This is a genomic window from Arthrobacter alkaliphilus, assembly GCF_021483235.1.
In the GTDB taxonomy this organism is placed as follows: domain Bacteria; phylum Actinomycetota; class Actinomycetes; order Actinomycetales; family Micrococcaceae; genus Arthrobacter; species Arthrobacter alkaliphilus.
Window position 1 is genome coordinate 155,530 of sequence record NZ_JAKEEC010000002.1, and the last position, 16,470, is coordinate 171,999.

Below are 16,470 nucleotides of genomic sequence, written 5' to 3' on the forward strand. Positions count from 1 at the left end.
GCTTACTGGCCCTGTTCCTTGTAGCGCGCTTCCGTCACGGCTTTCTGGGGACGCCACCAGGCTTCGTTGTCCCGGTACCACTTAATGGTGTCTTCGATGCCGGCATCGAAGTTTGAGAATTTGGGCTGCCAACCGAGTTCGTCACGCAGTTTGTTTGAGTCGATGGCGTACCGGAGGTCATGGCCCGGGCGGTCCACCACGTGGTCGTAGGCATCGCGGGGCTGCCCCATGTGCTCGAGAATGAGCTCGACGACATCCTTGTTGTTTTTTTCCCCGTCGGCACCGATCAAGTAGGTTTCGCCGATCCGGCCTTTTTCGATGATGGCAAGCACGGCGGAGGAGTGGTCATTCGCGTGGATCCAGTCGCGGACATTCTCGCCCTTGCCGTAAAGCTTGGGCCGGATTCCATCGATGACGTTGGTGATCTGGCGCGGGATGAATTTCTCCACGTGCTGGTATGGACCGTAGTTGTTGGAGCAGTTGCTGATGGTTGCGCGCAATCCAAACGAACGTACCCAGGCACGGACGAGCAGGTCCGATCCTGCCTTCGTCGAGGAGTACGGGCTCGACGGGTTGTATGGCGTATCTTCAGTGAAGCGCTGAGGGTCGTCGAGCTCGAGGTCTCCGTACACCTCATCGGTGGAGATGTGGTGGAAGCGCTTGTCGTGCTTTCGGGCCGCTTCGATGAGGGTGTAGGTCCCGATGATGTTGGTATCGAGGAAGGGGCGGGGGTCGTGCAGGGAATTGTCATTGTGTGATTCGGCTGCATAATGGACCACGACGTCGGCGTCAGCAACAAGGCCATCGACCAGGCCGGCGTCGGCGATATCGCCCTTTACGAGGTTGACCCGATCTTCCGGAAGGCCGCTGATGGACTCTGGATTGCCGGCGTATGTCAGCTTGTCGAGGACTGTGACGCTGGCATCTGTGTTAGCCACCAGGTAGTGGACGAAGTTGGAACCGATGAAGCCGGCGCCGCCGGTGACAAGGATTTTCTGCATGGTGCCCATATTACCGGCTGGCCACTGGCCAGCCTTTTGCATTTACTTCAGCAACGGGTGAAACTGCAAAAACTCTGGCACCACCAATAACAATAGGCACTTCCGTATGTCATTATTGTGGGGGCCGTTCCGTTCTCGGCCTGCCACGAACATCCGGGAGCCTCCTTGCGCAACAACCCAACCCCCAAAATCCTGCTCGCAATGACGCTCGCGATACCGCTCGCGTGGGGTCAAGCCGCCGTCCCAGCCAACGCGGCGCCGCCGACGACGGGACCCGCCCCGAGTCCGGCAGCGTCCCCGACGGCCCCGGCTGCGCCAGCCTCGCCGTCGCCTGCTGCCCCCCGCCAGGGGGCAGCGGTCCCCTCCCCAGCAGCACCGCAGGCGAGCACTCCAGCACCAGCACCGACTGCCCCGACTGCAGCGGCCACGCCGTCCGGCGCGGCTTCGCTCAGCGATGCGGAAAAGCTCAAGAAGTTCGGCGCGACGATGGGCATGACCAAGAAGGCCGGTCAGGTTGGAATCGCTTCGACCCAGCAGGCCAAGGTATTCAGCCAGGCCGGAGGCGAACCGTCCGTGCCGGAGCAGCCGGCGGGGACGCAGGGCAGCCCGTTGGGGCTGGACGTCAGTGGGTGGCAAGGCAATGTCGACTGGAACTACGTCTCGTACATGAAGGGTGCCCGCTTCGCATACGTCAAGGCATCCGAAGGAACATGGGCTTCGAACAGTTACTTCGCTCAGCAGTACAACGGGTCAGCTGCGGCCGGACTTATTCGCGGCGCTTACCATTTCGCTCGTCCGAACCTTTCCCGCGGCGCCGACCAAGCTTCTGCCTTCCTGGCGAGCGGTGGCGGCTGGTCCAGTGACGGTATGACTTTGCCGGGAGCGCTCGACATCGAAGATCATCCCGGCGCGTACAACGGTTCTCCTTACAATGAGGGCCTCAACTCCTGCTACAACATGAGTCCGGCCCAACTATCGGACTGGGTGGCCGATTTCGTTGATTACTACTTCCAAGCCACCGGAAAAGCAGCAGTCATCTACACCACGGCCTACTTCTGGAACAGCTGCCTGGGCGGAACCACAAGATTCTCGAACACCAACCCGGTTTGGGGTGCCTCGTGGTACACCAACAACCCTGCCAGTTTCGGAGGGTGGGGCTTTTACACCTTCTGGCAATATGCCGACGCCTACACAGATCAGAGCGCGACAACGCTGGCTACCTACCCGGGCGACCAGGACCTTTTCAACGGCTCGATGGATCAGCTTCGTCGGTTTGCCGCAACCCCCGACGCAAGTCCGGTAGGCCTCATCCCCGGCGCTACCCTTCTGACCGGAAAATGGGCGGGCGACGGTCGTAGCTACGTCGGATGGTACAAAGACGGATTCTGGTGCCTTCAAATGCCACGGGGTCCCCGCAAGTGCTTCGGGTACGGGAATCCAGGCGACAAGCCCGTTGTGGGTAACTGGAACGGAAGCGGTACGGCAGGGATCGGCATCGTTCGTAACGGCGTTTGGTGGCTGGTAGATGACATCAACACCATGGCGATAACCAAGGTGGTTTCCTTTGGCGTTGGTTCCGACACTCCGATCGTCGGTGACTGGAACGGCTCCGGCCGGGACAGCATCGGTATCTGGCGTAACTCCAGCTTCCAGGTCAGCTACTCCGTCAGCAACCCGGTGGTGAATGAGTTCACTTCATTCGGAGTTCCGTCCGACACGCCCATCGTCGGGGACTGGACAGGCAGCGGCAAGACAAGCATTGGCGTCTGGCGTAATGGCCAGTGGTGGCTCAGCAGCCGTATCCAATCGCCTGTGGTTTCCAATGTGTTCAACTACGGAATCAGCACCGACAGCCCGGTTACAGGCGATTGGAACGGCGACCGCACGACTACAGTCGGGATCGTCCGGGGCAACAGCTGGCAGTTGACCAACAGCCTTTCGCAGCTGTCAGTGGACGTCCTCTACTACTAGGAGGGCTGGTCCACCAGTCCGCGCAAGGAAAGCAGCCGACGCCGAGCCTCACCCATGAGGCGGAGCAGCACGACACGAGCGGCAACGATAGTCGCCAGAGAACGCCACCCCCTTGGGGTGGCGTTCTCGTCATGTAGGCGGCGGAGCAAGGTGGGTTCGTCCAGGTGCTCGATAGAGCCGGCCATGTTTCCAATAATCGCCAGCCAAAGGTCGTGGGATTCACGCAGGTAGGAAGGCACTGGGGCGAACGCTCCCAGAAGTTCGCGCCGGAAGGCCATGCCGCACCCATAGTAAGCGCGGTACCCAACCAGGATTCCGAAGAGATTCGCTAGCTTCCTGCTTCCGTCGGCGGACCTAAGCCGGGGAATCGCCGGCCGGGGCCCGCCTCCGAGAATGTCGAAATTACTGGCTACGACTGCGCTCCCTTGCAACGCGGACAGCATGTGCTCGAGCCTCCCGGGGATCCACACATCGTCCTGGTCCGCAAGGAAAATGAACTCGCCCCGGCTGGCCAAAACTGCATGCTGGAAGGAACGAACGTAGCCTTGGTTGCTCTCAGCCCGGATGAGCCTGATCCTCGGATCATCAAACGCCATGATCTTTGTCACAGTGTCATCCGGCGAGGCGTCGTCAACGATCACCACTTCGTCTTCGGTACCAAGTTGGGAAAGAATCGACTCGAGCTGTTCCCCGACGTAGCGGGCTCCCTTATAAGTTGCCATGCAGACGCTGGCTCGTATCATCGGGGTGGCGTGCTCATTGCGTCCGTTCATGGCCTCACAGTCCGTTTGTTCATAGGGAGTGACGGGGTTTTGCGCCCTCCCGACCGACTGCACCATCTTAGGTGACGGCTTCCTCGCCAACCATCCCGTAAGATCGATGAAGACTGCCCGTGACCCAAGGACGCTCCTACCAAATGAAGACCGTACTGCTGCGCCTCTCCGGGTTCACGGTTCTGCCGCTGCTGTCCTTGATCACACCGATCCTCCTCATCCCGGTCATTTCCAGTTTTGTCGGGGGAGACGGAATTTCGAGCGTCATTTCCGGCCAAGCGATCGGAACCTTCGCAGCAACCGTGCTTATGTGGGGCTGGAATGTTGACGGACCAGTCGCAATCGCCCGTTCCACCAGCGCTGACGAGCGGGGCACGGTCTACCTGCGAAGCATGAGGACCCGTATCCTCCTGCTGGCCCTCGTACTTCCCGCCTCAGCAATCGTCGCCGCGCTGGTTGCCAATCCGGCTTTCCGCGCTGAAGCAATCGGCATGGCATGGGCCGTCGCTATTTCAGGGATGTCCCCGTCGTGGTTCTGCATCGGCCTGGGGCAACCCAAGCTGCTTGCCATCTACGACACCGTCCCCCGATTCATCGCCACCGTCACAGCAGCGCCGCTGCTGCTATGGACACACCAGCTCTGGTTCTATACCGGGCTCCTCGTACTTGCGTCAATTGTTTCATTGGCCATATTCCACCGGACCTATTCCCCCGGGGGCCAGTGGCTACCCCGCGATGTCCGTTCCGCATTGCGGGAACTCGCCTCACAGGGCCGCACCGCCGGGATCAGCCTCGCGGGTAACGCCTACGCCTCCACTCCGACCCCGATCGCTACGGCAAGCACCGCTCCTGCAGCGTCCGGCAGCCTTGCGACAGTGGATACCCTTTACCGGTTCGGCCTATTTACCGTAGTTGCACTCGGGAACGCCTTCCAAGGGTGGACACTCGAGCATGGCGCCGCGATGCGCCGCAGGCGCCATCTTGCTGCCATCTACGCCCATGCGGCGCTAGGGGTCCTTGGGGCGGCCGTGTTGACGGTCGCCGGTCCGTTCGTTAGCAGCCTGTTGTTCGCAGGCAAGGCCCAAGCCACCACCGAGCTGTGCTTCTACTACGGACTTGCGTTCCTGTTCCTCAGCGCCAGCACCCCGTTCATCCGGAACCTGCTTATTCCGGCAGGGCAGCAACATCTGGTCCTTTTATGGACGATGGTTTCTGCCCTCCTCGGCGTCGCGGCCATGATCTGGGCCGGGATGTCCGGCAACGCCCCCGGCATCGCTCTCGGGATGGCCCTCAGCGAGGCAGTCCTCTTCGTGGCGCTGCTGATTCCTGGATTCAAAGTTGTGAACACAGAAAGGCCGAGTCATGCAGACAGGTGAATCTTCGGCAGTCGTTGCCATTATTGCCGCCTATCGCCCGGATCCTTCACTCGAACAGGGAGTGCGCCAACTGGTCCAGCAGGGCGTCCGCGTGCTCGTCGTCGACGACGGATCCCCTTCGGGCTTTGAGGGTGTGTTTGCGCAATTGACCCAAGCCGGAGCCCGGGTCCTCCACCAGCCTGAAAACGCAGGCATTGCGGCAGCGCTCAACGCCGGTATTGCGCTTGCCCGGTCGGAGGGCGATCCGGATTACGTCCTGACCTTGGACCAGGACTCCCGGCCCAACCCCTTCTACGTCCAAAACGCCATCGAGACAGCGCGGCGGGCGGCTTCTGCAGGAATAGACGTCGGCTTCATCTGCGCGTCCGCCTACAGCGGGCACGCAGTCCCGACGATGGGCTCCGTAGGATCCTTCACAGAGGCCTTCGATCCCATGCAGTCGGGCTTTATGATCCCTATCGAAACCATCGACCGGGTCGGCGTTTTTGACACTGGACTCTTTATCGACGGCGTCGACTCCGAATACACAATGCGTGTGCGAAGCGCCGGACTCCATGTCCTGGTCGGGGAAGCCTGCGACATTGACCACGACCTGGGTCAACGTGATCGCGCGCGACTGCTGGGAAGGCCCGTCGTGGTTTTTGGCCGGGAGATCTCCTTTAATTACCACTCCCCCAGCCGCGTTTACTACATCTGCCGGAACGGGACTGCACTCACACGCAGGTATGCCCTGAAGGCGCCTGCTTGGACGTTCCGCAGGCTCGTTGAGGAGGGTAAAGCCCATCTGTTGCGATTTACTTTCAGCCCGGGCCGCCGCAAGCTGATTTGGGCCGCCATCGCGGGGTTCGCTGACGCTTTGAGGGGACGCACGGGCCGGATCCCCGCCGAACTGGAACGAAGACTCAAGTAACCGAACCGCCAGAGGGACGCGATGGATGCCCGTCGGCGCCCCTCTCTGGAATTGATATAGTTTGGACACCATGGAACCAACCCCCACAGCCCGCGTTCTGGTCATCATGCCAGCCTGGAATGAAGCCGAAGCGGTCGGCAACACGGTGCGTGAAGTACTCGCGACCAGCGGCCGCTACGACGTCTTGGTCGTCAACGACGGCTCTACCGACAACACAGCAGCCGTCGCGGAAGCTGCGGGCGCAACGGTCCTCAACCTTCCGTTCAACCTCGGTGTGGGCGGGGCGATGCGTGCCGGGTTCAAATACGCTCGCCGGCTCGGCTACCGCCAAGTCATTCAGGTTGATTCCGACGGCCAGCACGATCCAAGCAGCATCGAAGAAGTACTGGGCGGCCTCCGGCATGCAGACATCTCCATTGGCGCCCGCTTTGCTGACCGGGGGAACTACAAGGTCAGCGGTCCTCGCAAATGGGCGATGGTCTTCCTGGCCAAAGTGATCTCGTCCCTCGCCAAAACGCGCCTCACTGATGTCACCAGCGGTTTCCGCGCCGGCAACGACCGGGCGATCAGCCAGTACTTGGATCACTACCCGGCGGAGTACCTCGGAGACACCATCGATTCCCTTGTCGTAGCGATCCGCTCCGGCTGCACAGTGACCCAGGTCCCCGTCGAAATGCGTGTGAGGCAAGGGGGCACCCCCAGCCACAACCCGGTGAAAGCAGCTATATATCTTGGTCGGTCCGTGTTCGCCCTGCTCTTTGCCCTGACGCGTAAGCGGTCTGCCCCGGCAGCCACAGTCCCCGAAGTCGAAGGAGTACGCTGATGGGAAATTTCGCCGCGTTCCTGTTGGCGCTGGTCATCGTTGCCCTGGTTTTCGAAATGCTGCGCCGCAAGAAGCTCCGGGAAAAGTATGCAGCTTTATGGTTGATCGTCGGTGTCGCGACTTTGATCCTCGCCGCGTTCCCATATCTGCTGAACATTGTCGCGGGAGTCGTGGGTATCCAGGTACCTTCGAATCTCCTGTTTGCAATGAGCATCCTCATGTTGCTCGGCGTCTGCCTGCACTTGTCATGGGAGATCTCGGTCGTTGAGGATGAGACGCGCTCACTGGCTGAGGAAGTGGCCATCCTCAGGACCCAGTTCGAGTCCCTTGCTGGAGCCGCACACGCCAACACGCCGGTCGATCAAGCTGTCAAGACACCTGACCCTGCACCGGCCCCAACCTCCAGACAAGCAAGCGAAGGTTTTGACGCATAACATGCCCCTCGACATACTGATCCCTTACTGGGGAGATCCCGGTTACATGAAGGAAACTGTCAACAGCGTCCTCGCCCAGCACAATGGCGATTGGCTTTTGACGGTCGTCGATGACGCCTACCCAGGCACCGAAATCAGCGACTTCATGGCCGGGATCCAAGACCCGCGAGTCAAATACATCCGCAAGGATCAGAACGCAGGCATAACGGAGAACTACCGGACCTGCGTTTCACTCGCCACACAGGAGGTGATGGTGATCCTGGGTTGCGATGATGTCTTGCTGCCGAACTATGTGGACGTCATCCTCTCCGCGCATGCCAGCTTCCCCGATGCCGCGCTGATCCAACCCGGTGTGGAGGTGATCGACGAAAAGGGTCGAGTCGTGGCCACACTTGTTGATGTGGTGAAGCAACGGATCATTAAGCCAAGAGGCGGTGGGCGGCAGCTCATGGCAGGAGAGCCAATCGCCGCCAACCTCATGCACGGAGACTGGCTTTACTGGCCGTCTCTTGCCTTCCGTACGGACAAGATCCGTAAGGTGGACTTCCGCGACGGCTTCCCGATCATCCAGGATCTCGCCTTGATTATGGACATGATCTACAACGGTGATCAGTTGCTGATCGATCCGGAGGTTTGCTTCCAGTACCGCCGGCATTCAAACAGTGCATCTTCCACCAAACTCGTGGATGGCTCCCGCTTCGCCGGTGAACGCGAGTATTTTGAAGTCGCTGCCGCCCAGGCCGATGAACTTGGTTGGACGAAAGCTGCCCGGTCGGCGAGGCTCAGGCTGACCTCCCGTGCACACGCCGCAGCCCTCCTTCCCAAGGCGGCAGCGAGCCGCAACAAAGCCGCCGTCAAGGCCCTCGTCCGACACACTTTCGGAAAGTAACTTCCGCTACGAAAGGTCCAAGAGTGACTTCTCTAACTAATCCTGTCCGCCCAGGCGGTACCGTCCTCGTCACCGGCGGCGCTGGTTTCATCGGCTGCGCCGTCTCCCCAGCCCTGGTCGACGCCTTCGACAGGGTAGTTGTCGTCGACAACCTGCACCCGCAAATCCATGCCTCCGGTGAGCGGCCCGCCGATCTGCACCCGAAAGCCGAACTCGTCGTCGCCGATGTAGCCGATGCTGCAACTTGGGACACCGTCTTGGCGGACGTCACCCCCGACGTCGTGATCCACCTTGCGGCGGAAACCGGGACGGGCCAGTCCCTCGAGGAATCGACCCGCCACACTCACGTCAACGTCGTCGGCACTTCCCAGCTTCTCGATGGCCTCAACCGTCATGGCAAACTCCCGCGTCGGATCGTGCTTTCCTCCAGCCGCGCTGTCTACGGCGAGGGCGCCTGGGCCGACGCCGACGGCAAACTCTTCTACCCAGGCCAGCGGACCAGCGAGACGCTGGACAAGGCCCAGTGGGACTTCCCGGGTGCCACGCCGGTAGCTATGAAGGCATCGGAAACGTTCCCCGCCCCGGTTAGTGTCTACGGGGCCACCAAGCTCGCCCAGGAACACGTCCTGCAGGCCTGGGCAAAGTCTTACGGGGTGGAAACCGTCATCCTGCGGCTCCAGAACGTCTACGGTCCAGGCCAGTCGCTTATCAACCCCTACACGGGAATCATGAGCTTGTTCTGCAGGATGGCCATGGGCGGCAAATCGATTCCGCTTTACGAAGACGGTGAAGTCCGCCGTGACTTCATCTTGATCGACGATGTCGCGTCTGCCATCGTCGCCGGCGCGGTCTCCCCCACCGTGCAGGGCGAGCCAATGGACATCGGTTCGGGCGAGTTCCAGACCATCGGCACGGCTGCGGAGCTTATCGCCGCGCACTACAACGCCCCGGCTCCCCACGTCACCGGGCAATACCGGCAGGGCGACGTCCGTCACGCATGGGCCGACGTCACGGCCGCGAAAGAAGTCCTCGGCTGGACGCCGCGGTACAACCTCGCCCAAGGCATCGACCGGCTCGCCAACTGGATCGACGTCCAGCCAGACGTCCAGCCAGCCTGACGCCGGACGGAGACCAGGACGTTGCCCTCGACTGTCGCAATCGTTTCACTGTTCAACCCCTCTGACGGAGTACTGGCAAACGCCGCAGCGCTCCTGAAGCAGGTGGACGCGGTGGTCGTCGTCGACGACGGTAGCACCAAGGACCCCGCGCGCATCCTTGGTGAACTGGTGAACCTGGGATGCCGGGTGGAGCGGCTTGCTGAAAACTCCGGGATAGCTGCCGCCCTGAATGCTGGAATTTCCTCCGTGCTGTCGTCGGCCGCAAAACCGGACTATATCCTCACCATGGATCAGGACTCACTGCTCGACGACGGTTATGTCGCCGCCTTGGAGGCCGCGGCATCGGCCGCCGTTGGTGCGGGGGTTCCTTTGGGTATGGTCGCCCCGGGCTCCATACGGGGTCTCCCGGTCCGACGCGCCGGGGTCATGAATGGCATTCAGCTCGGCGGCGAACCTATCCAATCGGGCCTTCTCATCCCGGTCCCGGTGCTGGAGCGGTTGGGCCTCTTTCAGTCCAGCCTCTTCATCGACGGTGTGGACAGCGAGTTCTATCTGCGGTGCACGTCGAACGGACTCCGCGCCGTCATAGCCCCGGACGCCGCACTTGACCACAGTCTGGGAAGTCCAGCGACTGCCAAATTGTTCGGTCGGGAACTTTCCATTGGTGGAAAGCCGCTCAAGATCCGCACAGCCGCTGATTGGCGTTACTACTATCTTTTCCGGAACAGGATCCTGCTGGCACGCCAGTACGGCCGGCGGTTTTCGCTCTGGATCCTGAAAGGCTTCTTGGCCGACTACAGGCATCTGATCATCGTGACGCTCCTGGCCCCGGGACGAAAGACCCGACTCGCGAACGCCCTCGGCGGGATACGAGATGGAGTGCGCGGCCTGTCCGGCCGGCGCCCCGGCTAAGCGAGGCCCGCGCAGCCTGTCAAGGCCACCGCCGCCGGACATCCGTACCCGCGACGTATCACTAATCGCCAAAAAGCTTTGCTCTTAATCATTGGGGAAAATCGCACGTGAGCACCGCCATCCACGACCAGCAGCACCTTCGGCGGCGTTCACGGCCGAGAACGCCCCATGGCGAACGCAGACGGGGTCCGCAACTGCGCCATGCGCGGTGAATATTGGCCTGCGCTATCGTCGCCGGTACCGTCCTTGTCCTCAGGACAGCAGGGATCCTTCAAGGAACACCCGCGCTCATCGTTGCGGCCGTCCTCCTGCTTCTCCTGCCGACTGCCCGGGTACTGTCAAAGCGCGTCCTCTTCAACGGACTGATTTTGGCCGGCCTGATGCCGCTGACCTGGTGGCTACCTGAACGCTTGGTGGGCACGGATCACGGGACACTCCTGCTGGCGGGTCTCGCCGGGGTAATAGCCTGGTGGATCGGATCTTCGAGAGTTCCTGTCCGGAGGGTCCGGCGGCTGGTTCCCCGTGCCGGTTGGGTGGACTCAATACCGTTTCTGGCCGCGCTGCTCTCAGCATTGTCGCTGGGGACGATGCTGACAATCCGCTCTCCACTTGATGCCTTGTCGATCCTTACAAGCAGATGGGATTACCAATCCCATTTCAGCATCTACTACATGATCCGTAGCCATGGCGAGATCATTCCGACCATTCCGCAAACCACCGCCGGCGACGCTTGGGGCTTCGGAGAGTACCCGCAAGGCTTTCATGCTCTGTTGGCCACCATGTCTGACCTGCTTCGTCCGTCCTATTCCAGCGTGGACAGCGAACTGGTCAGCTTCATGAACCTACAGGCAGCTTGCAGCGTCCTCACGGTCCTGATCGTCGCGGCCGGACTATGCGCACTGCCGGCGGTACGCCGAAGGCCAGCCGTCATGGCCAGCGGAATCGCCATCGCGATCGCCGCATGGATCTATGGCCCCGGTGCCATACCTGCATACGAGGGCTTCGCCAATTTCTATCTCGCGTGTGGCATGGCCACCGCCACGGTCCTCGCCCTACTGACCTTCCAACGCCGCACCCCGGTTGTCGGCGTTGCCGTCGTCGGTGCAGGTCTGGTCGGTATCTGCAACAACTGGCTTTTGCTCGTATCGCTCCTTGCCGGGGTGCTTTGGATCAAGCTGCGGGCCGTGGTACGCGCGCGCGACAGCTACAGCCGCAGGTGGTGGACTCTTTCGTCGATATGCATCAGCGTCAGCTTGCTGGGCATGGCACTTCCCATCATCCAGATTTCTCCTCTTATCGAACAAAGCCAGCACATCCTGGAGGCTCAAGGCGGGATCGCGTATCCGGACTTCGGGCTTGCCCTAGTGGCAGTTGTCTTGGCTTTGGTGTTGGGCTTCGCCAACCGCTCGTTTGCCCTGCGCATGCCTTCGACACAGCTCCGGGCTGAACGATTGGACGTTTCCAGGGCTGCGACGGGCCTGTTCATACCGATTGCCCTTTGCATCTGGCTGGCCGTCTCGCAAAGCGTCCAGAACGGAGCCATCTCCTACTATTTCTACAAGTATTTGATTGCTGTGCTGCTCCTCGCGTGGCCGCTGGTCGTAGCGGCGGCCGCCTGTCTGGTACCGCCGACCGCCCAGTCAGAGGGCTTGCGGCACAAGCACGGGCTCACCGTTGCGTTGTGCGTCCTGGCAATCACGGCGACGCAAGTGTTCGGCTTTTCGGTTCCGGGACTCCAAGCGGTGGGCCTTCCAGCGACAGTCCGTCCGCTGACTGAAATGTCCAACCAGCAGGCCCGCCTGCAGAGTACGCCGGCTTTCGTGTCCCGGCTGCTTCAGAGTGCCCGGCAGCCCCAACCCGCGTCAACCGTCTATATCCCGGGGCCGGGAACTGTAGATCCAATTCTGGCTGCCAGGTGGCAATGGGGCATGCGCGGCATGTCGTCGTCGAAGACGACCGCTCTCAGCTTCGACCTTGTGGACATCGTGAAGGACTATAACAAAGCTCCAGAGATCATCGCCCGGGTTCTAGCCGAGAACCCCACATTGCATGCGATCGTGGATCCCGAGCTGTTTGAACCCGTTCACCAGTACCTGTTGGCGCGGGATCCTCGTGTTGCTGACCGACTGATCCGGCTCGGATGATCTGCCGGGCTAGGCGCTCTTCTTCGCGCGGCGCATGACCGGCCGCTCTACGAAAAACCAACTGGCCGCAGCGATCGGAATGGTGCACACCGTGGCGGCGAGCGTAAACCACCAGACACCCCAATGGTAAGCGCCGAACACAGCGAGCAGCTGCTGAACAGGAAACGCGTAGATGTAGGCGCCGTACGAGATGTCGTGCCGCGCCACGAAAGCAGGCTGCGGCAGCCACGTAGAGATCCAAAGCAGGCCATAAGCGATAAAAGGCGCCGCGAGTTGGCCGCCGTATCCGTCGACCAAGAAAATGGACAGTCCTGCGAGCACAATCGCAACCGGCCCCGCCACCTTGTGTATGCCTATCCGTGAACTCAACACCTGTACTACTGCGCCGCCGAGGAAGTACGGGGTCAAACGCGCTGCGAGTTCAAAATCAAGGTTCGTTTGCAGGAGAGGCTTCAGAGAGCCAATGTTCGCCCAGATGACAACGCTTAGGGCGAAGGCGCCAATGATTGGCCACGGCGTTTTCTTGAAGAGCGGGAGGAACCCGATCAGGGCGATCAAGAGGTAGCACAAGAACTCGAAATAGAGTGTCCAGAGCGAGCCGTTCCACGCCTTGGCATAGGGCACGCCAGCGGGTGTGCCGGCGATGTCATAACTGACGATATGCAGGGTCATGTTGGCGAAGATCGAATTCAGCGGCGTCGTGGGTGTATGCCAGAACCCTTGAAGGGACCCATGCTGGATCGTGTAGGCGATGGGGGCGAACCCGAAGGCCATGACGACCAAGCAGACAAAAAATGCCGGAAAAATCCTGGCCACGCGGTGAACGAGGTACGGTCCGATCCTATTGCTGAACCTGCTGGCCGTAATCAGGTAGCCGCTGATGCCGAAGAAACCGGCGACCGCCCAACCGCCAAGATTTTCACCGCGGAATCCCCAACCGTTCCCGTCCCCCACGATGTGCCAGCTGTGAGCCAAGAGCACCATGAATGCCAGAACAAGCCGGATCAGGTTGAGGCTGTTCCCACGTGGGTCAAGCCGACTCCCTATCCTCGGAGCGGGAATTGCGTTCGGCTTCAGTACAGCTGTGGTCAATTCCGTGCTTCCTTCGTGACGTAGTCCAGGCTGTCCATTCTACCTTGCGTCCGGCTCCCACCGGGTCGGCAGCACCGTCCGCGACAGAATCGCCAGTGCTCCGCCGGTTTGCCCTTGTAGTTTCAATACGCGAAGATTGGCCCCATGCGTGGAATCATTCTTGCCGGTGGTACCGGCTCTCGACTGCATCCGATTACTCACGGCATCAGCAAGCAGCTGGTGCCGGTCTACGACAAGCCGATGATCTACTACCCCCTCTCCACGCTCATCCTGGCCGGCATTCGCGACATCCTCGTCATCACGACACCCCACGATGCAGAGCAGTTCCAGCGGCTCCTTGGGGATGGTTCCCAGTTCGGCGTGAACATTTCCTACGTCCAGCAGCCTTCTCCTGACGGGTTGGCCCAAGCATTCATCCTGGGTGAGGACCACATCGGAAACGACACCGTGGCGCTTGTTCTCGGGGACAACATTTTCTACGGCCAGGGAATGGGATCGCAGCTGAGGAAGCATGCAAACATCGACGGCGGCGCCGTCTTCGGTTACTGGGTGAAAGACCCCAAAGCCTACGGCGTGGTCGAATTCAATGGCGATGGTAAAGCGATTTCGCTTGAGGAAAAGCCCGAGCACCCCAGATCGCATTACGCCGTCCCTGGGCTCTATTTCTACGATAACGACGTCGTGGACATCGCAAAGAACCTGAAACCCTCGGCCCGTGGCGAACTCGAAATCACTGATGTCAACCGGACCTACCTCGACAAGGGGAAGCTCCACGTCGAGATCCTCCCGCGCGGCACCGCATGGCTCGATACCGGGACGTTCAACGACCTGAACGACGCCTCGAACTTCATCCGCACCGTCGAAAACCGCCAAGGCCTCAAGATCGGCGCACCCGAAGAAATCGCGTGGCGCCAAGGCTTCCTCTCGGACGACGAACTGCGCGAACGCGCCGAACCGCTGATCAAGAGCGGTTATGGGGCGTACCTGCACGGCCTGCTGGAAGACTAGTCCCGGCCCATGTGGTGGCCTGTCCTACCGCAATTGATCGGTGCCGCCCTCCTGCTCCTCGCCCCCGGCCTCATTGTGGCACGGGGACTGCGCTACCGGGGGTTCGACAGCTTGGCGCTGTCCCCCGCCTTGTCTGTAGGCGTCATCGTCATAGCGGCTACGGCGAGCCCGTTCCTCAAGGTGCGGTTCAACCTGCTCCCTGTAGCTGTCCTCGCCGTCCTGCTAGGCGCAATTGGATGGTTCGTCACGCGTTCCCGCCGGGCCGCCGACGTGGAGCAGGAACCACTGCTCTGGGGTCGTGCGGTACCGTTCATTTCCGCGGGCCTCGCCCTGCTGGTGATTGCCGCGAGGGTCATGCAGGCGATCGGCAGCCCGGAACACTTCTCGCAGACGTATGATGCCGTATTCCATCTGAACTCCGTCAAGTATGCCCTTGATACGGGAAACGCATCGTCGTTGACCATCGGCGACATGACGGGCGGCGGCTTCTACCCGGCGGGCTGGAATGCAGTGGCGACTTTAGTGGCGTCCACCTTCGCACTCGACGTACCGGCCGCGGTGAATGTCACCAGCATCGTCCTCGCCGCAGCGTTCTGGCCCTTGAGCTGCCTGCTGGCTGCGCGCTGGACGATTGGCCGTTCTTCCGCCGTCGCTCTTTCCGCGGGCGTTGCGTGTGCTTCCCTTGGCGCTTTCCCACTCTTGATGATGGACTTCGGTGTCCTGTACCCGAATCTGTTGTCCATCAGCATCCTGCCCGGTTCGATTGCACTGGCGGCCGCGATCGCCCGGATCTCCCCCGTTTGGGTACCGCGCGGCTTGCCGGCGATCCTTGCCCTGTTGCTGAGCCTGTCCGGGCTCATCGTGGCGCATCCGACGACCTTCATGGCATGGCTGACGTGGACCGCGCCAATGGCAGGCGTCCTCGCATGGAAGCTCGCCAAACTCAAGCGCCGCGGCCTCCTGCGCGTACGGCCGGCAAGGTTGATTGTCCCGCTGATCGCCTACTGCCTGGTGTTCCTTGTTCTGTGGATCGTCCTCAGGCCGCCATCCGACGCCTCCTTCTGGGGCCCGTACCACACAGTTCCCCAAGCGCTGGGTGAAGCCATCGTCTTCTCCCCCCTGGACTTGCCTTTGGCGTGGCTCGTCGCGCCGATAGCCCTGCTCGGCCTTTGGGCGGCGGCCACGCGCCCCCGCTACAGGTGGATCGCCGCCATCTTCCTGATATTTACGGTCCTGTTTGTCGTTGTTTCGGGTTTCCCGTCCTCGAAGGTCCGGAGCCTCCTGACCGGCGTTTGGTACAACGACAGTTACAGGATCGCCGCACTTTTGCCGCTTGTCGCAGTCCTGCTTTCCGCCATCGGCGTGGAATGGATCTGCCACCAAGCGCAAGCCTCCGCGTGGTTCAATCGGATTTTCCGGCGGGAACCAGTCATTGGACAGGAACTGGCCACCCGGTCCACAGGGGCCGTTACGCAGACCTCACTTCGGCGCGCTCTCGCGGTGGTACTCGCGCTCGTCGCGGTCTTCATCGGGCAGTTGGGCGGGGTGAACAAGGAAGTAGAGCAGGCGGCATCCAAATATACGGTGACTCCCGGTTCCCCCTTGGTCTCAAGCGACGAGCTGAGCCTCATCGAACGGCTGCACACCGAGGTTCCGCAGGACGCGATCCTGATCGGAAACCCGTACACCGGGACGTCCTTGTCGTATGCCCTTGGCGACCGCAAATCGGCCCAGCTCCACATCCTCAGCTACGTCTCGCCCGCGCTCCAGGAGATATACGACCATCTCGGAGCCGTTTCCGCTGATCCAGATGTCTGTAAGGCGGTTCGCACCGAACATGCCTACTACGTCCTCGATTTCGGGCTGGTCGAGGTCCATGGTGGAAACCACACGCCGGCCGGACTCTTGAACCTGGCACAGAATCCGGGCGTCAAGCTAGTTGACAGCCAAGGCGAGGCGAAGCTGTATAAGATCACGGCCTGCGGCGCCGGCTAGAGCAACCGGGGCGCGCCAAGCCGC

The 16,470-nt window shown here is 61.2% G+C and carries 14 protein-coding genes; 11 read left to right on the forward strand and 3 right to left on the reverse strand.

Going from position 1 to position 16,470, the window contains the following annotated elements; translation table 11 throughout:
* Nucleotides 1–2 precede the first annotated feature (2 nt).
* On the reverse strand, nucleotides 3–1,001 hold the full coding sequence (gene rfbB / locus L0B83_RS03070; RefSeq protein ID WP_234756847.1) for a dTDP-glucose 4,6-dehydratase: 999 nt from the start codon (nucleotides 999–1,001) through the stop codon (nucleotides 3–5).
* A 165-nt stretch (nucleotides 1,002–1,166) separates the two neighbouring features.
* On the opposite strand from rfbB, the gene L0B83_RS03075 reads away from it, so the two are divergent.
* Nucleotides 1,167–2,972, forward strand: a complete 1,806-nt coding sequence (locus L0B83_RS03075; RefSeq protein ID WP_234756849.1) for a GH25 family lysozyme — start codon at nucleotides 1,167–1,169, stop codon at nucleotides 2,970–2,972.
* Here the strand turns inward: L0B83_RS03075 and L0B83_RS03080 are convergent.
* The gene (locus L0B83_RS03080; RefSeq protein ID WP_234756851.1) at nucleotides 2,969–3,694 is read right to left on the reverse strand and encodes a glycosyltransferase; all 726 of its coding nucleotides are present in this window, start codon (nucleotides 3,692–3,694) and stop codon (nucleotides 2,969–2,971) included. The two genes, L0B83_RS03075 and L0B83_RS03080, sit on opposite strands and share 4 nt — an antisense overlap.
* Nucleotides 3,695–3,888: 194 nt before the next feature.
* On the opposite strand from L0B83_RS03080, the gene L0B83_RS03085 reads away from it, so the two are divergent.
* The 8 genes from L0B83_RS03085 to L0B83_RS03120 all read left to right on the forward strand — a co-directional run bounded on the left by L0B83_RS03085 (nucleotide 3,889) and on the right by L0B83_RS03120 (nucleotide 12,351).
* Entirely contained in the window at nucleotides 3,889–5,121 is a 1,233-nt protein-coding gene (locus tag L0B83_RS03085) for a polysaccharide biosynthesis protein (RefSeq protein WP_234756853.1), read from the forward strand.
* Entirely contained in the window at nucleotides 5,108–6,031 is a 924-nt protein-coding gene (locus L0B83_RS03090) for a glycosyltransferase (protein WP_234756855.1), read from the forward strand. Before L0B83_RS03085 ends, L0B83_RS03090 begins: the two co-directional genes overlap by 14 nt.
* A 70-nt stretch (nucleotides 6,032–6,101) precedes the next feature.
* A complete protein-coding gene (locus tag L0B83_RS03095) occupies nucleotides 6,102–6,854 on the forward strand; it encodes a glycosyltransferase family 2 protein (protein ID WP_234756857.1) in 753 nt (250 codons plus the stop codon).
* Nucleotides 6,854–7,288, forward strand: a complete 435-nt coding sequence (locus L0B83_RS03100; RefSeq protein WP_234756859.1) for a DUF2304 domain-containing protein — start codon at nucleotides 6,854–6,856, stop codon at nucleotides 7,286–7,288. Before L0B83_RS03095 ends, L0B83_RS03100 begins: the two co-directional genes overlap by 1 nt.
* Before the next feature lies 1 nt (nucleotide 7,289).
* A complete protein-coding gene (locus tag L0B83_RS03105; protein WP_234756861.1) occupies nucleotides 7,290–8,177 on the forward strand; it encodes a glycosyltransferase in 888 nt (295 codons plus the stop codon).
* A gap of 23 nt (nucleotides 8,178–8,200) precedes the next feature.
* A complete protein-coding gene (locus tag L0B83_RS03110; RefSeq protein WP_234756863.1) occupies nucleotides 8,201–9,295 on the forward strand; it encodes an NAD-dependent epimerase/dehydratase family protein in 1,095 nt (364 codons plus the stop codon).
* A gap of 21 nt (nucleotides 9,296–9,316) precedes the next feature.
* Entirely contained in the window at nucleotides 9,317–10,207 is an 891-nt protein-coding gene (locus L0B83_RS03115) for a glycosyltransferase (RefSeq protein ID WP_234756865.1), read from the forward strand.
* A gap of 215 nt (nucleotides 10,208–10,422) precedes the next feature.
* Entirely contained in the window at nucleotides 10,423–12,351 is a 1,929-nt protein-coding gene (locus tag L0B83_RS03120; RefSeq protein WP_234756867.1) for a hypothetical protein, read from the forward strand.
* Between the two features lie 9 nt (nucleotides 12,352–12,360).
* Here the strand turns inward: L0B83_RS03120 and L0B83_RS03125 are convergent, their stop codons facing one another.
* Nucleotides 12,361–13,443 (reverse strand): acyltransferase family protein, encoded by a 1,083-nt coding sequence (locus L0B83_RS03125; protein ID WP_234756869.1) that lies wholly within the window; start codon nucleotides 13,441–13,443, stop codon nucleotides 12,361–12,363.
* A 144-nt stretch (nucleotides 13,444–13,587) separates the two neighbouring features.
* Here L0B83_RS03125 and rfbA point away from each other — a divergent pair, with 144 nt between their 5' ends.
* On the forward strand, nucleotides 13,588–14,451 hold the full coding sequence (gene rfbA / locus L0B83_RS03130) for a glucose-1-phosphate thymidylyltransferase RfbA (RefSeq protein WP_234756872.1): 864 nt from the start codon (nucleotides 13,588–13,590) through the stop codon (nucleotides 14,449–14,451).
* A 9-nt stretch (nucleotides 14,452–14,460) separates the two neighbouring features.
* Nucleotides 14,461–16,446 (forward strand): DUF6541 family protein, encoded by a 1,986-nt coding sequence (locus L0B83_RS03135; RefSeq protein WP_234756874.1) that lies wholly within the window; start codon nucleotides 14,461–14,463, stop codon nucleotides 16,444–16,446.
* Nucleotides 16,447–16,470 lie beyond the last annotated feature (24 nt).

Excerpts from the sequence above, each read along its gene's own strand:
- rfbB (WP_234756847.1), bottom strand. The coding sequence starts at position 1,001 with ATGCAGAAAATCCTTGTCACCGGCGGCGCCGGCTTCATCGGTTCCAAC.
- L0B83_RS03080 (WP_234756851.1), bottom strand. The coding sequence starts at position 3,694 with ATGGCAACTTATAAGGGAGCCCGCTACGTCGGGGAACAGCTCGAGTCG.
- L0B83_RS03085 (WP_234756853.1), top strand. The coding sequence starts at position 3,889 with ATGAAGACCGTACTGCTGCGCCTCTCCGGGTTCACGGTTCTGCCGCTG.
- L0B83_RS03090 (WP_234756855.1), top strand. The coding sequence starts at position 5,108 with ATGCAGACAGGTGAATCTTCGGCAGTCGTTGCCATTATTGCCGCCTAT.
- L0B83_RS03095 (WP_234756857.1), top strand. The coding sequence starts at position 6,102 with ATGGAACCAACCCCCACAGCCCGCGTTCTGGTCATCATGCCAGCCTGG.
- L0B83_RS03100 (WP_234756859.1), top strand. The coding sequence starts at position 6,854 with ATGGGAAATTTCGCCGCGTTCCTGTTGGCGCTGGTCATCGTTGCCCTG.
- L0B83_RS03105 (WP_234756861.1), top strand. The coding sequence starts at position 7,290 with ATGCCCCTCGACATACTGATCCCTTACTGGGGAGATCCCGGTTACATG.
- rfbA (WP_234756872.1), top strand. The coding sequence starts at position 13,588 with ATGCGTGGAATCATTCTTGCCGGTGGTACCGGCTCTCGACTGCATCCG.
- L0B83_RS03135 (WP_234756874.1), top strand. The coding sequence starts at position 14,461 with ATGTGGTGGCCTGTCCTACCGCAATTGATCGGTGCCGCCCTCCTGCTC.